Source organism: Acidimicrobiales bacterium (assembly GCA_035316325.1).
In the GTDB taxonomy this organism is placed as follows: domain Bacteria; phylum Actinomycetota; class Acidimicrobiia; order Acidimicrobiales; family VFJN01; genus DASXTK01.
Genome location: DATHJB010000138.1, coordinates 1 through 15,255, shown reverse-complemented (window position 1 = coordinate 15,255; position 15,255 = coordinate 1). Strand labels below are relative to the sequence as shown.

8 protein-coding genes and 3 rRNA genes are annotated in these 15,255 nt (G+C 68.2%); 4 read left to right on the top strand and 7 right to left on the bottom strand.

From position 1 onward, the window contains the following. Nucleotides 1-80 precede the first annotated feature (80 nt). Both VK611_18495 and VK611_18490 read left to right on the top strand, forming a co-directional pair. On the top strand, nucleotides 81-572 hold the full coding sequence (locus VK611_18495) for a low molecular weight protein-tyrosine-phosphatase (protein HMG43325.1): 492 nt from the start codon (nucleotides 81-83) through the stop codon (nucleotides 570-572). Nucleotides 573-574: 2 nt separating this feature from the next. Continuing rightward, the gene (locus VK611_18490) at nucleotides 575-1,435 is read left to right on the top strand and encodes a fructosamine kinase family protein (GenBank protein ID HMG43324.1); all 861 of its coding nucleotides are present in this window, start codon (nucleotides 575-577) and stop codon (nucleotides 1,433-1,435) included. Between the two features lie 21 nt (nucleotides 1,436-1,456). Here VK611_18490 and VK611_18485 read toward each other — a convergent pair whose 3' ends face one another. The 5 genes from VK611_18485 to tyrS form a co-directional block, all read right to left on the bottom strand. Beyond that, nucleotides 1,457-2,365 carry a tetratricopeptide repeat protein gene (locus VK611_18485; GenBank protein HMG43323.1) on the bottom strand — a complete coding sequence of 303 codons (909 nt, stop codon included), beginning with the start codon at nucleotides 2,363-2,365 and terminating at the stop codon, nucleotides 1,457-1,459. A gap of 815 nt (nucleotides 2,366-3,180) precedes the next feature. After that, nucleotides 3,181-3,297: ribosomal RNA gene (gene rrf, locus VK611_18480) — 5S ribosomal RNA — on the bottom strand. A 78-nt stretch (nucleotides 3,298-3,375) separates the two neighbouring features. Next, nucleotides 3,376-6,440: ribosomal RNA gene (locus VK611_18475) — 23S ribosomal RNA — on the bottom strand. 259 nt (nucleotides 6,441-6,699) lie between these two features. After that, nucleotides 6,700-8,226, bottom strand: a 16S ribosomal RNA gene (locus VK611_18470). Together the 16S, 23S and 5S rRNA genes form the textbook arrangement of a ribosomal RNA operon. 360 nt (nucleotides 8,227-8,586) lie before the next feature. Further along, nucleotides 8,587-9,906 carry a tyrosine--tRNA ligase gene (tyrS, locus tag VK611_18465; GenBank protein ID HMG43322.1) on the bottom strand — a complete coding sequence of 440 codons (1,320 nt, stop codon included), beginning with the start codon at nucleotides 9,904-9,906 and terminating at the stop codon, nucleotides 8,587-8,589. Between the two features lie 93 nt (nucleotides 9,907-9,999). Here tyrS and VK611_18460 point away from each other — a divergent pair, with 93 nt between their 5' ends. Then, a complete protein-coding gene (locus VK611_18460; protein ID HMG43321.1) occupies nucleotides 10,000-10,512 on the top strand; it encodes a hypothetical protein in 513 nt (170 codons plus the stop codon). Between the two features lie 8 nt (nucleotides 10,513-10,520). Here the strand turns inward: VK611_18460 and VK611_18455 are convergent, their stop codons facing one another. Next, nucleotides 10,521-13,040 (bottom strand): hypothetical protein, encoded by a 2,520-nt coding sequence (locus VK611_18455; protein HMG43320.1) that lies wholly within the window; start codon nucleotides 13,038-13,040, stop codon nucleotides 10,521-10,523. 51 nt (nucleotides 13,041-13,091) lie between these two features. On the opposite strand from VK611_18455, the gene VK611_18450 reads away from it, so the two are divergent. Further along, nucleotides 13,092-14,456 carry a serine/threonine-protein kinase gene (locus tag VK611_18450; protein HMG43319.1) on the top strand — a complete coding sequence of 455 codons (1,365 nt, stop codon included), beginning with the start codon at nucleotides 13,092-13,094 and terminating at the stop codon, nucleotides 14,454-14,456. A 9-nt stretch (nucleotides 14,457-14,465) separates the two neighbouring features. On the opposite strand, the gene VK611_18445 is transcribed toward VK611_18450, so the two are convergent. Further along, nucleotides 14,466-15,255 (bottom strand): DUF3060 domain-containing protein (locus tag VK611_18445; protein HMG43318.1); only part of this gene is annotated, 790 nt, incomplete at its 5' end.

The window sequence follows — 15,255 nt, the reverse complement described above, 5'->3', positions numbered from 1 at the left end:
TGGCATCGACCCCATACCTACCACCCCGCCGCCGCCCCGAGCGGTCTCGGCTGCGCCGAGGCAATTAGCCTGCTCGTCGCATGCCGGATCTGCCCCCGTACAGGGTCCTCTTCGTCTGCTGGGGCAACATCTGCCGCTCCCCCACCGCCGAGGCGCTGCTGCGGCGCGAGGTGCGCGCCGCCGAGCTGTCCGACCTGGTGGAGGTCGACAGCGCCGGCGTCAGCGCCGAGCATTCCGGCAACCCACCCGACCGCCGGTCGCAGGCCGAGGCGCGGAGCCGGGGGCTCGACATGAGCGACCTGCGGGCCCGCCGGGTGTCGCCCGACGACTGGGACCGCTTCGACCTGCTGCTGGTCACCGACGACGCGGTCGAACGGTCGCTCCGACGGCAGGCGCCCCGCCGGGCCGACCTCTCGAAGGTGGCCCGGATCACCGACTTCCTCCCCACCGACGATCTCACCGAGGTCCCCGACCCGTACTACGGCGGCGCCGACGGCTTCCGCCACGTCTTCGACCTGCTCGAGGAAGCCTCCACCGCCATCCTCACCCACGCGGTCGCGGTTCGCTCCTGACCGTGGACGCTGCCGCCGTCGAGGTGTTGGGCCGGCTGCTGGAGTCGGAGGTCGTGCGGCACAGCTCGGTGGGCGGTGGCTGCATCGCCGACGCCCGCCGGGTCGAGCTCGCCGACGGGCAGGTGGTGTTCACGAAGTCGGGCGACCGGCTGCCGGCGGGGTTGCTGGAGGTCGAGGCGGAGGGGCTCCAGTGGCTCGAGTCGGCGGAGGCGATCGCCGTGCCGACGGTGCTGGCCGTGTCGTCGGACCCGCAGCTGCTGGCGCTGTCGTGGATCGACGCCGGCCCGTCGCGTCCCGGCACCGCCGAGCGCTTCGGGAGGTCGCTGGCCGGGCTGCACGCCGCCGGCGCTCCCGGCTTCGGCTGGCATCGCGACGGGTTCATCGGTTCGCTCCCCCAGCGCAACACGCCGCCGGCCGACGACTGGCCGTCGTTCTGGTTCTCCCGCCGGATCCTGCCGCTGGCGCGGGGCGCGTGCGATCAGGGTGCGCTGTCGTCGTCGGCGCCGGCGCTGGTCGACCGCCTCGGCGACCGGCTCGAGGCGCTGGCCGGTCCGCCCGAGCCGCCCGCCCGGGTGCACGGCGACCTGTGGTCCGGCAACGTGATGGTCGACCTGGGCGGCTGGCCGTGGATCGTCGACCCGGCGGCGTACGGCGGCCACCGCGAGGTCGACCTGGCGATGTACTCCCTGTTCGGCTCGCCGACGCCCGCCTTCTTCGCCTCCTACGAGGAGGTCCACCCGCTCGCCGACGGGTGGAGCGATCGACTCGGCCTCTGGCAGCTCGAGCCCCTGCTCGTGCACGCCAACCTGTTCGGCGGCAGCTACGGCGCCCGGGCGCTCGACATCCTCCGCCGCTTCACCTGAAGGTTCGTCGGCTCGACCTCTCTAGCGGAGGCTGTGGATGCGGGTCTGGACGTCGACGAAGTCGGGGTCGCTGGTCGCCACCCGCTGGAACAGCTCGCGGGCCCGGGGGGCGTCGCCCGCCCGCTCGTAGAGGTCGGCCAGGACGTAGGCCACCCGCAGGTGGTGGGGCTTGGCCTTGCGGGCCGGGCGCACGCCGGGCTCGAGCAGCTGCAGCGCCTCGGGCAGGCGGCCCTGGTCGGCCAAGGCGCCGGCGGCGACGATGCGACCCTCGGCCACGAGCTCGCTGCTGGGGCTGACGGTGCTCAGCTCCTCCCAGAGCTGCTCCACGTCCTTGTAGCGGCGCATGGCGCGGTAGCAGTCGGCGAGGACCGGGTGCTGGTCGACGCTGCCGGTGAGGTTGCGGAAGGCCTCGAGCTCGGCGATCGCCAGCTTCCAGCGGCCCAGGCGGTAGAGGGTGAGGCCGTAGAGCTCCCGCAGCGCCGACGCCCGGGGGGCGCTCTCGGCCAGGGGGCGGAGGATGCGGCGGGCGTCCTCGAAGCGGCCGCGGCGGAAGGCCTCGCCGGCATCGCGCATCCGTTGCTGGGCGCGGGCGGCCTTGGTGGCGCCGAGAGCGGCGCGCAGCTCGTCATCGAGCGCGGTGTCGCGCTTGGCTGCGGCTGCCTCCAGCTCGGCCGCCGTGACCTCCTCGTCGGCGATGCCGGTCAGTGCCGCCGGCGGTGCCGGAGCGACGCCGCGCGGCGTGCGACCCCGCTTGACCGCACCCTGGGCCTCGTCGCGGACGACGCCCTCGTCGATCCACTCCTCGGGCTTCCAGTCGGGCTTCGGCGCGGCGGCATCTTCCCGCTGGTTCTCCCGGGCCGCCTCGTTGGCCAAACGCCAGGCCGCCGACGCCGTCTCCTCCGACAGTCGCGCCGCACCCCGGCGAGTCACCCCACCCCAGCTGGCCGGGGCGTTCTCCACCTCGTCCGGCTGTCGATCCCGCCGATGCCCCCCTGCGTTCCCACGCGACCCGCCCCGGTCTGCTCCGGCAGGGCCCCGACGCCGATCGCCACCCGACGCATCGTCGTCGCCGTACCGCCGACCTCGACCCGGCGCCGGCTTCCCGGACGTCTCCGAGTCACTGCCATATCGTCGTCCCTGGCCTGCTCCCGGCTTCGACCTGCCGGATGTCTCCGAGTCGCTCCCGTATCGTCGTCCCTGACCTGCTCCCGGCTTCGACCTGCCGGATGTCTCCGAGTCACTGCCGTACCGTCGTCCCTGACCCGTTGCGCGCTTCGGCCTCTCGGACGTCTCGGCATCCTGGCTGAACCGTCGTCCCCGGCCTGCCGGGGGCCGCGGCTTGCCCGACGTCCCGGCGTCGTCGCCGTAGCGGCCTTCCTGCCGGCTCCGACTTCCGGAGGTCGGCCGAGCCGAGCTCGAGCGGGCCGGGCGCCCGGCATCGTCGCTGCGACGGGCACCCGGCGCTCCTCCACCACGACCGGGCGGGCGACCTCGGCCGGTTCCCTGGCCCGACGAGTCGTCCCGACGCCCCGCTCGAGGCGGGCCACCCGATCGACCCGTGTCGGCAGAACGGCCACTGCCGCCGGTGGTCCGACGCGGTGCGCCGCGGCCGGGGGTGGATCGGCCAGAGGAAGGGCGGCGGTCGGCGGGGGGCATCTGACCAGGCTACCGCCTAGGACATGGCCGAAATGGCGCCAAAACGACGAAAGGAGACCACCCAATTGAGTGGTCTCCTTTCAGGAGAAATCCGGCGGCGACCTACTCTCCCAGGCAGTCTCCCACCAAGTACCATCGGCGCAGGAGGGCTTAACTTCCGTGTTCGGAATGGGAACGGGTGTGACCCCTCCGCTGTGGCCACCGAAATCTGTTGTCAATCAAGGGGTGCGCCACCTAAGGCGCCCGCTCCTTGAGCACTTCATAGCGAGCACGAACGTCATTGTAAATCCAAGCCCTCGGCCGATTAGTACCGGTCGGCTACACACGTTACCGTGCTTCCACCTCCGGCCTATCAACGTGGTGATCTACCACGGGCCTTACCAGGTTAACCCTGTGAGGAACCTCATCTAGGAACGGGCTTCGCACTTAGATGCTTTCAGCGCTTATCCCTTCCGCAGGTCGCTAACCAGCAGTGCACTTGGCAGTACAACTGGCACACAAGAGCTGCGTCCGTCCCGGTCCTCTCGTACTAGGGACAGCCTTCCTCAAGTTCCTTACGGCTGTGGCGGATAGGGACCGAACTGTCTCGCGACGTTCTAAACCCAGCTCGCGTACCGCTTTAATGGGCGAACAGCCCAACCCTTGGGACGTGCTACCGCCCCAGGATGCGATGAGCCGACATCGAGGTGCCAAACCTTCCCGTCGATATGGACTCTTGGGGAAGATGAGCCTGTTATCCCCGGGGTACCTTTTATCCGTTGAGCGACGGCGCTTCCACACGCAACCGCCGGATCACTATGCCCTGCTTTCGCACCTGCTTGACGTGTATGTCTCGCAGTCAAGCTCCCTTGTGCCATTGCACTCGACGCCTGATTGCCAACCAGGCTGAGGGAACCTTTGGGCGCCTCCGTTACTCTTTAGGAGGCGACCGCCCCAGTCAAACTACCCACCTGGCACTGTCCCTGACCCGGATAACGGGCCCAGGTTAGAATCCCGGCATACGCAGGGTCGTATTTCAAGGTTGACTCCACACTGACTAGCGCCAATGCTTCCAAGTCTCCGACCTATCCTACACAACGCATACCAAAATCCAATACCAAGCTGCAGTGAAGGTCCACGGGGTCTTTCCGTCCTGCCACAGCTAACGAGCATCTTTACTCGTACTTCAATTTCGCCGGGTCGGTGGTTGAGACAGTAGGAAAGTCGTTACGCCATTCGTGCAGGTCGGAACTTACCCGACAAGGAATTTCGCTACCTTAGGACCGTTATAGTTACGGCCGCCGTTTACCGGGGCTTAGGTTCAGAGCTTCGCCCTTGCGGACTAACCCTTCCCCGTAACCTTCCGGCACCGGGCAGGCGTCACAGCGTATACGTCGTCTTGCGACTTAGCACGCTGCTGTGTTTTTAGTAAACAGTCGCTTTCCCCTGGTCTCTGCGGCCCGTTCGAACGCAGGACGCGAAGTCCATTGCCCTACTGAGGCCCTCCTTCTCCCGAAGTTACGGAGGCATTTTGCCGAGTTCCTTAACCACCGTTCTCCCGATCGCCTTGGTATTCTCTACCTGTCCACCTGTGTCGGTTATGGGGTACGGGCGCTGTGCCAACTGCTTAGCGGCTTTTCTAGGCAGCATAGGATAGGTGACTTCGCCTGAAACGGCTCGGTATCACGTCTCAACCTTGATGGGGCCCGGACTTACCTAGTCCCCGGTCTACACGCTTACCCCAGGACAACCATCGCCTGGGTTCACTTACCTTCCTGCGTCCCCGCATCGCTTGCCTCCTTCAGGTGGGTCGGTTCGTTCCCGAAGGAACAGCCCCTTAGCAACCCGAGCTCGGCATGATCGCGGGCACAGCGGTACCGGAATATCAACCGGTTGTGCATCGACTACGCCTGTCGGCCTCGCCTTAGCTCCCGACTTACCCTGGGCGGATTAGCCTTCCCCAGGAACCCTTGGACATTCGGCGGAGGGGTTTCTCACCCCTCTTTCGCTACTCATACCTGCATTCTCACTCGACCACGGTCCACGACTGGTTTACACCGCCGCTTCACTCCGAGATCGACGCTCCCCTACCACTCCTACGTAAGTAGAAGTCCGCAGCTTCGGCTCTGTACTTGAGCCCCGTTACATTGTCCGCGCAGGACCACTCGACCAGTGAGCTGTTACGCACTCTTTCAAGGATGGCTGCTTCTAAGCCAACCTCCTGGCTGTCTGGGCAGTCCCACATCGTTTACCACTTAGTACAGAATTAGGGGCCTTAGCTGGCGATCTGGGCTGTTTCCCTTTTGTCCACGAAGCTCATCCCCCGCGGACTCACTGCCGCGCTCTGGAATCATGGCATTCGGAGTTTGGTTGGGGTCGGTAAGCTTGTAGGCCCCCTAACCCATCCAGTGCTCTACCTCCATGATTGAACGCGCGACGCTGCACCTAAATGCATTTCGGGGAGAACCAGCTATCACCGAGTTTGATTGGCCTTTCACCCCTACCCACAGGTCATCCCCCAGGTTTTTAACCCTGGTGGGTTCGGCCCTCCACGGGGTCTTACCCCCGCTTCAGCCTGCCCATGGGTAGATCACTCGGCTTCGGGTCTACAGCATGCGACTGAACGCCCTGTTCAGACTCGCTTTCGCTCCGGCTTCCCATCACTGGTTAACCTTGCCACACACCGTAACTCGCAGGCTCATTCTTCAAAAGGCACGCCATTGAGGCCTTGTCAGAAGACAAGACGACTCTTTGACTGCTTGTAGACCAACGGTTTCAGGTACTATTTCACTCCCCTCCCGGGGTACTTTTCACCCTTCCCTCACGGTACTCGTGCGCTATCGGTCACCTGAACATACTTAGCCTTACGAGGTGGTCCTCGCAGATTCACGCCGACTTTCACGGTTCCGGCGTTACTTGGGATGACGATCCGAGGCTGCATGCCTTTCGTGTACAGGACTCTTACCTGCTGTGGTGTGCCGTTCCAGAACACTTCCACTAGGCAGCAACTTTGTAACTCGGTCCTAACTCTGGTGCATTAGGTATCGGTCCCACGACCCCGAAGTGGCAAGGCCACCAGGCTTTAACACCACTTCGGTTTAGGCTGATCCGCTTTCGCTCGCCGCTACTCACGGAGTCACTGTTGTTTTCTTTTCCTCGCGGTACTGAGATGTTTCAATTCCCGCGGTTCCCTCTACCAGCCCTATGTGTTCAGACTGGAGTAACACCCTTGCGGGTGTTGGGTTGCCCCATTCGGACATCTACGGATCAAAGCTTGGTCGGCAGCTCCCCGTAGCTTTTCGCAGCCACCCACGTCCTTCATCGGTGTCAGGTGCCAAGGCATCCACCGTTGGCCTTTTGTAGCTTGGAAGAACAAAGATGCTCGTGCTCGCTATGTAGTTCTCAAAGAGCGCAGAAGCCCGAGGACGCCGATGGATACAGGCGGTGCCTCGGGCAGTAAAGAGAGGATCAGAGATCACTCCCTCAAAACAGAAGAGAGGACAGTAAACCGATCAGCGAGCACTCGTGAGGAGGAAACACCTTCAACCCTCGAGCATCTTCGATCGGACCAAGCGAGTGTTCAACATTCGGGAGTCGCCCCTACAGATGTAGAAGCAATGACTCCTTAGAAAGGAGGTGATCCAGCCGCACCTTCCGGTACGGCTACCTTGTTACGACTTCACCCCAATCGCCGACTCCACCTTCGACGGCTCCCTCCCCGAGGGGTTGGGCCACCGGCTTCGGGCGTCTCCGACTTTCATGGTGTGACGGGCGGTGTGTACAAGGCCCGGGAACGTATTCACCCCGGCGTTGCTGATCCGGGATTACTAGCGACTCCGGCTTCATGGAGTCGAGTTGCAGACTCCAATCCGAACTGAGACCAGCTTTATGGGATTCGCTCGACCTCGCGGTTTCGCAGCCCTTTGTACTGGCCATTGTAGCATGTTTGCAGCCCTGGACATAAGGGGCATGATGACTTGACATCGTCCCCACCTTCCTCCGAGTTGACCCCGGCAGTCTCCCAAGAGTCCCCACCATTACGTGCTGGCAACATGGGACAGGGGTTGCGCTCGTTGCGGGACTTAACCCAACATCTCACGACACGAGCTGACGACAGCCATGCACCACCTGTGCAGGACCCCGAAGGACACCGTATCTCTACGGCTTTTCCCTGCATGTCAAACCCAGGTAAGGTTCTTCGCGTTGCCTCGAATTAAGCAACATGCTCCGCCGCTTGTGCGGGCCCCCGTCAATTCCTTTGAGTTTTAGCCTTGCGGCCGTACTCCCCAGGCGGGGCACTTAATGCGTTAGCTACGGCACGGAGTCCGTTGAATAGACCCCACACCTAGTGCCCAACGTTTACGGCGTGGACTACCAGGGTATCTAATCCTGTTCGCTACCCACGCTTTCGCTCCTGAGCGTCAGTACCAGCCCAGAGTGGCGCCTTCGCCGCTGGTGTTCCTTCCGATATCTGCGCATTTCACCGCTACACCGGAAATTCCCCACTCCCCTACTGGACTCTAGCTATAGCAGTATCGGGTGGCGTCCCCAGGTTGAGCCTGGGGTTTTCACACCCGACTTACTAAGCCGCCTACGAGCTCTTTACGCCCAATGATTCCGGACAACGCTTGCACCCTACGTGTTACCGCGGCTGCTGGCACGTAGTTGGCCGGTGCTTCTTCTGTAGGTACCGTCTGTGTTCGTCCCTACTGAAAGCGGTTTACAACCCGAAGGCCTTCATCCCGCACGCGGCGTTGCTGCGTCAGGCTTTCGCCCATTGCGCAAGATTCCCCACTGCTGCCTCCCGTAGGAGTCTGGGCCGTGTCTCAGTCCCAGTGTGGCTGATCGTCCTCTCAGACCAGCTACCCGTCGTTGCCTTGGTGAGCCGTTACCTCACCAACAAGCTGATAGGCCGCGAGACCGTCCCGAAGCGGCTGACCATTTCCACTCCTCGCCATGCGACGTGGAGGGGATATCCGGTATTAGACCCCCTTTCGAGGGCTTATCCCAGTCTTCGGGGAAGGTTTCTCACGTGTTACTCACCCGTTCGCCACTAAGTCTTCCCCAGTGTTGCCACTGGTTGGACTTCGTTCGACTTGCATGTGTTAAGCACGCCGCCAGCGTTCGTCCTGAGCCAGGATCAAACTCTCCATCGAGATCATCCGACATCCATCACCTAAGTGGTGATGACTGCCGTTAGATCAGAAGAGCTATCCAAATCCGAGGGAATTAGTCTCGGACGTGGTGCTCGAGATACTGCTGACACCGAAATCAATACAGTGCTGATTGCACTGCTTGGGTAAATTGACGGTGCGTAAAATGACACGATCTCGTCTTCGGCGACCGAAGTCGCTTCGGAGGAGATCGCCCGCACTCGCTCTCTCGTCCTCTCTTCTGTTTTCAAGGAGCGCCTCAAGGCCGCGACACATGTTCCAGAAGGAACTTCGGTGCCGGGTGGCTCTGACTTCCTTGCCCCCGCTCCCGACCTCAGCGGCCGTGGGGGGCGAGGAGTTAATCTAACGATCACCCTGAGCGTCGTCAACTCGAGACGGTGTGAATCCCGAACTTTCTTCGGAACCGCTGCTCAGGAGTACCGCGTAACTCTTCTTGCCCTTGCGAATCAGCACGTAACGGCCGTGTCGGACGTCATCCGGACCGATCTCACGATCGGGCCCGACACGCTCGCCGTTCACGTACACCGCTCCGGCTTCGAGGCTCCGACGTGCGTCACTACGTGACGACGCCAGGCCTGCAGCGATCAGAACGTCGACGACGCCGGATCCATTCCCACCGGCCGGCATCGGCGCCGTCGGCACCTCCCGGGCCACCGCGGCCAGCGCCTCGGGGCCGGCCGCGTCGACCGAACCGCCGAACAGCACCGCCGACGCCTGCTCCGCGGCCACCGCAGCCGCAGCGCCGTGCACCAGGCTCGTGACCTCCCGGGCCAGCGCCCGCTGGGCCGACCGTTGCTCCGGCGCCTTCTCGTGCGCGGCCACGAGCTCGTCGACGTCGGGGATCGGCAGCAGCGTGAACGTGAGGAGGAACTCGCGGACCTGGCGGTCGTCGGTGTTCATCCAGTGCTGGAAGAACCGGTAGGGGCTGGTGCGCTCCGGGTGCAGCAGGATCCGGGCGCCGGTGGACTTGCCCAGCTTCGACCCGTCCGGCGCCAGCAGCAGCGGCCACGACAGGGCGTGCGCCGGCTCGCCCCGCACCCGGCGGATCAGGTCGACGCCCTGGACGATGTTGCCCCACTGGTCGGACCCGCCGATCTGCAGCTCGACGCCCATGTTGTCGTGCAGCCACAGGTAGTCGAACGCCTGCAGGAGCATGTAGCTGAACTCGGTGAAGCTGATGCCCTGCTCGCTCGCCATCCGGTTCTTCACCGACTCGCGGGCGATCATCTGGTTGACGGTCACGTGCTTGCCGACGTCGCGGAGGAAATCCAGCAGGGTGACGTCGGCCGTCCAGTCGCGGTTGTTCACCAGCACGGCACGGTCGTCGTCGAAGCGGACGACCCGGGCGATCTGCTCCTCGAGGGCGGCGACGTTGGCCGCCAGCGTGGCCTCGTCGAGCAGGTTGCGCTCCTCGGAGCGACCGCTCGGGTCGCCCACCATGCCGGTGGCCCCGCCGGCCAGCGCCACCACCCGGTGACCCGCGTCCTGGAAGCGGCGCAGCACCAGCAGGCCGATCAGGTTGCCGATGTGCAGGCTGTCGGTGGTGGGATCGCAGCCGTAGTAGAGGGTGATCGGCCCCGAGGCGAGACGCTCGGCCAGCGCCGTGCGATCGGTCGTGTCGTGGATCAGCCCACGAGCCTCGAGGTCGTCCAGGATGGTCACTGCAAGATGCTCCCCGCGTGGCGGTACCAGGTCCAACCGATTCTCGCCGATCCCGACTGGACGGCGACGCACCCGGCTGGCGAACCTTGTGCCTTGTCCCGAGTCCGGATCCTCTTGGCAGCCGTCGTGGTCGGGTTGGTGAGCATGTGGGTGTACGTGCTCTTCCTGGCGTTCGGGCCGGGGCGGCAGCCGCCGGTCGACCGCTTGGACGACCCCGAGTTCGCGGTGGCCGCCGAGGACGTGTGCAGTGCCGCAATAGCCGACGTCGAGGACCTGCCCGTCGCCAGCCAGGCGCACTCGGCGACGGAGCGGGCCGCGGTGCTGCGGCAGGCCAACGGGATCTTCACGGGGATGCTGTCGGAGCTCGACGGCCTGACGACCCTGGCCCCGGCCGGCGAGCAGCGCGACCGGACCGAGCGCTGGCTGGACGACTGGCAGGTGCTCCTGGCCGACCGCGAGGCCTACGCGACGGCGCTGTCCGACGACCCCGAGGCGCAGCTGCTCATCTCCGAGAAGCCCGGCACCGGCCGGCACATCACGGGCTGGATCGACGAGTTCGCCCTGGCCAACAAGATGGACGACTGCGCCACGCCCGCCGACGCCTGAGCATCTGACTACGGATCGGAAGCCGGCGCGAGGCGCTCGGCGCGGCGGGCCTGCACCTCGTCGCCGGCGGTACGGCAGGCGGCCGCCACCTGCCGGGCGACCTCGGTGCGCCACGGCTCGGTCGTGAGGACGTGGGCGGCGGCCGCCACGAGCACCTCGGGTGGGGCCGCGGCCGTACCGGCCGCGACGAGGGACTCGGCTACGTCGAGCTGCAGGCGCTCGGCCGCTCGGCGGGCCTCGTCGAGCGATGCGGTGTAGGCCTCGTCGGCGGCGAAGCGACCGCGGAAGAGGGCCCAGGTCGCCGGCGCGGCGGCGCGGGCGTGCCGGCGCTCGGCCTCCGCCAGGTCGGTGCGGGCGTGCACCACGAGACGGTCGCCCTGGGTCGTCACGAACCGCGACGGCTCGCCCGGCGGTCGGTCCGGCTCCAGCACCAGGCGCACCTCGCTCAGCGCCGTACGGAGCGACGTGCGGCCCTTCAACGGGTCGCGCTCGGGCCAGACGGCCTCGATCACCTCCTCACGGGCGAGCCCGCCGCCGCCAGCCAGCGCCAGCACCAGGAGCACCTCCCGGGCCTTGCGGGAGCGCCAGGCGCCGTCGAGCACCGCCTGACCGTCGACGTGGACCGTCACCGGGCCCAGCAGACCGACCTCCAACCCCGGCGGTCCCGGGGCGGGGAGCCACCGGCGGGCCGCCGCCTCCACCGGGGCGTAGCCCAACCGCCGGGTGGCGGCGACGGCCCGGCCGGCCCGGGTGCGGCCGACGACGTCGCCGGCGAGGGCCGCGCCCACCTCGGCGACGAGGTCGGCGTGCAGGCGGGCGCAGGTGTCGACGGTCCCCAGCCGGCGCCGCAGCTCGTCGGCGACGGCCGTGGCCTCCTCCCAGCGGCCCGCCCGGGCCAGGCACCAGGCGTGGGGCGGCGCGGCCAGCAGCAGGTCGAAGCCCCCGTGGGTGGCGGCGGCGCGGTACCCCGCGGCCGCCGCCTGAGCGGCCGCCGCGTCGTCGCCCTGCGCCAGCGATCGCCGTGCCGACAGCGCCGCCGCGGCCGCGTGCCACCCCGCGGCCCGCAGCCGTTCGACGGCCGGCGGCACGGCCGCGAGGACGTCCTGGTGGAGGGCGACCTCGCCCGCCACCCACCACACCAGGGGCGCCTCACCGTCGGACCCGTCGTACCCGGCCACGACGGCCGCGGCGCCGTCGACGTCGCCGGCCCAGAACCGCGCCAGCGCCAGCCACCCCGCCGCGGTCGCTCCGCCCGCACCCCGCAGGGCCGACTCGAGGACGGCGGCGGCCGAGGCGAGCTGGCCGCGGTGCAGCAGGATCGTGCCCACCGCCACCTGGGCCTCCGCCCGCTCCCGCGGGTCCCGCGCCGCCGCCAGCCGCTGCTCGGCACCCGCCAGGGCCGTGTCCATCTCGACGGTGGCCCGCGCCGAGCTGAGGAGCGGCGGGAGGCGGTGACGCAGGTCGGCCGGCAGGCGGTAGAGCAGCGGCAGCACGGCCTCGGGCGACACCGCGCTCGCCCGGTGCGCCAGCAGGTCGGCCGCGCCCGCAGGGTCGCCCACCTCCAGCAACAGGTCGGCAGCGGCCACCGGGTCGGACTCCGCCAGCACCGGGGCGACACGCCGGGCGACCTCGCGCAGCCGGTCCGCTCCCAGCCGGTCCTGCAGCGGTCGCCGGACGAGGTCGAGCAACGCCCAGCCGTCGCCCACCGGCCGCAGCAGGGCGCTCGATCCGGCGAGGTCGACCAGGCGCCGGGGGTCGAGTTCGAGCGCCCTCAGCTGTGCCGGAACGATCGCCGGGACCAGCGACACCACCGCCAGCAGGTCCTCGGCACCCTCGCCGAGGCCCGCCCGGTCGAGCAGGGCGTCGACCGCGGCCGCCAGGTCGCCCCCCTGGGTCTCGGCCAGCACCGCCACTGCGGTCGCCCAGCCCGAGCTCGCCGCGTGGATCTCGGGCGCCAGGCCGGTGTCGCGGCCATGCAGGGCCAGCAGGGCGCCGACCTCGTCGGCGGTGAACGCCAGCTCGTCGGGGCCGACCACCCGCACCTGGCCGACGCTGGCCCGCCCGAGCAGCCCCGCCGGCCGGTCGGCGCTGCAGACCACCACCCGGCAGCCCGGCGGGGCGAGGGCGAACACCTCGGCCAGCACGGCGTCGCACTCCTCCGGCCGGGCCAGGTCGTAGTCGTCGACGACGAGGAGCGCCGGGCCCTCACCGAGCACGTCGAGCAGCGCCGCGGCCCGCTCGAGGGGCGTGGCCCCCGGGGCGGACGCCTCGACACCAAGGGCCGCCGCCACCAGGCGGACCAGGTCGTCGGCCCCCGAGGCGCCGGGAGCGATGCGGCACCATCCCGTGCGGACCCCGCCGTCGGTGTGGCCCAGCAGCTGCGCGGCCGCCACCGTCTTGCCCGACCCCGGCGGCGCCACCAGCAGGCAGGCCGGCTCGTCGCCACCCGCCAGAAGGGGGCGCAGGCGCGGGCGCTCGACGGCTCGGGGCAGCTGTGGAGGCCGGGTGAGTACGTCGAGCAGGGCCATGCGATGTGGGCTGGAACCTAGTGCTGGTGGGTGGCTCAGTAGGCTCCGTCCGTGGCGGCAGAAGCCCTCGTCGGCCGGGAGATGGGTCGCTACCTGATCCAGGCCGTTATCGGCACGGGTGGGTTCGCCGTCGTCTACCGGGCGGTCGACACCGTGCTCGAACGGACCGTCGCCCTGAAGGTGCTCGACCCCGCGTCGCACCGCGACCCGACCATCGGCCGGCGGTTCGTCCTCGAGGGCCGGGCGGCGGCGAGCCTCGACCACCCGGCCATCGTCCCGGTCTACGACGCCGGCGAGCACGACGGTGTGCTGTGGATGGCGATGCGGCTCGTGGAGGGCAGCACGCTCGACCAGGCGCTCGGTGCCGGCCGGCGCCTCCCGCCCGACGAGGTGATCGCCGTCGTCGAGCGGATCGGCTCGGCCCTCGACCACGCCCACGAGCGGGGCGTCGTCCACCGGGACGTCAAGCCGTCGAACCTGCTGCTGGAGCGGGACGACCCCTACCGGGCCCACCTCGCCGACTTCGGCATCGCCGCCACCGCCCGCTCCGTGGGCCGCTACACGGCCGGGGCCCTGGGCACCGCGGCCTACATGGCGCCGGAGCAGGCCCGCCCCAGTGAGGTCGGACCGCCGGCCGACCTCTACTCGCTCGCCTGTGTGGCCTACGAGATGCTGGCCGGCCGGCGCCTGTTCCCCGGCGACGACTACGTCGCCCTGCTGTACGCCCACGCCACCGAAGCGGTCCCACCGATGGGGCACCCGGCCGTCGACGCCGTGCTGCACCGGGCCCTCGCCAAGGCACCCGCGGGGCGCCCGACCTCCGGTGGTGCCCTGGCCCACGAGCTCCGCCAAGCACTGGCCCCGCCACCACCGCCGCTGCCACCACCACCGCCCGCCGAGCCACCGTCGCCATCGCCGCCGGCGGGACGGGCGGGACCACGTCGGGGTCGGTGGCGGCTCGTCCCCGGTGCCGTGGTGCTGGTCGTCGCGGTCGGAGCCGGGACGGTGGCGCTGCTCGACCGGCGCTCCTCGGCGCCCCGGCGGGTGGACGACACCGCCGGCATCTCCTACGACCTGCGGCCCGGCTGGGACCTCGGCCGGGTCGAGCCCCCGCTCACGACGCTCGTGCGGGACGGCGACACCGAGGTCGTGACCCTCACCCACCGCCCGGCCGGGACCACCGACGCGGTCGCGGCGCTGGCCGACGCCGATCCGGCGGTCTGCCAGCGCGCCCCAGTGGCCTACGACGGGCTCGACAGCGGGGCGGCCGCCGCCCGCTGCGACAACCCGCAGGGAGCCGAGCCGGCGACGGCCGTCGGAGTCGTCGCCGGCGACGACTTCTGGCTGATCACGGTGGCGCCGGGCGTCGCGGCCGACGACCGCGACGCCTTCCTCGCCAGCGTGCGCTTCGGTTAGGACACGCGGTCAGTTGACGTCGCTGTCGACGCTGTTGTCGCTGACCGTGGGGGTGCCGGTGTAGTCGACGTTGTGATCGGCGCCGTTGACGGTGATCTGGTCGACGGTGACGACGTCGACGTTGTGACCGGCGCCGTTGACGGTGACGACGCCTGCCTGCTCGACGTTGACGTTGTTCTGGTTGCCGTTGACGGCCACGCTGGCGCACGAGCCGACGAGGTCGACGTTGAGGCCGCCCCCGTTGATCACCACGTTCTCACCGCCGCTGCAGGTGGCGTCGCCGCTCTCGCTGATCGTCAGGTCGTCGCTGCCCGTGGCGGCATCGTCGTCGTCGTCCGTCCTGTCGCCGCCGGCGTCGTCCGAGCCGTCGCCGCTGTCGTCCGAGCTGTCGTCGACCGTGCACGCCTGGCCGTTGATCGTCACGTTGCCGTCGGCGTCGACCTGGACCTCGTTGCCGTCGATCTGGATGCTGTCGTCACCGTCGCTGATGTCGATCTCGGAGCCGTCGATCGAGATGGAGCCGCCGTCGCCGTCGCTGATGTCGATCTCGCTGCCGTCGAAGGAGATCGAGCCGTCCGAGTCGACGACGCAGCCGTCCCCACCGCCGCCCTCCGCCTGGGACTGCTCCACGGTGGTCTCGGTCGTGCCGGAGTCGATCGTCAGGCCCTGTTCGTCGTCGTCGCCCGAGCTGCAGGCACCCAGCAGCAGGGCGGTGACCGCCGTCAGGACAGCGACGGTCGCGGTACGGGTCGGGGTACGGGTCGGGGTGCGGGTCATCGGGGGTTGCTCGCCTTTCTCG

Excerpts from the sequence above, each read along its gene's own strand:
- VK611_18495 (HMG43325.1), top strand. The coding sequence starts at position 81 with ATGCCGGATCTGCCCCCGTACAGGGTCCTCTTCGTCTGCTGGGGCAAC.
- VK611_18455 (HMG43320.1), bottom strand. The coding sequence starts at position 13,040 with ATGGCCCTGCTCGACGTACTCACCCGGCCTCCACAGCTGCCCCGAGCC.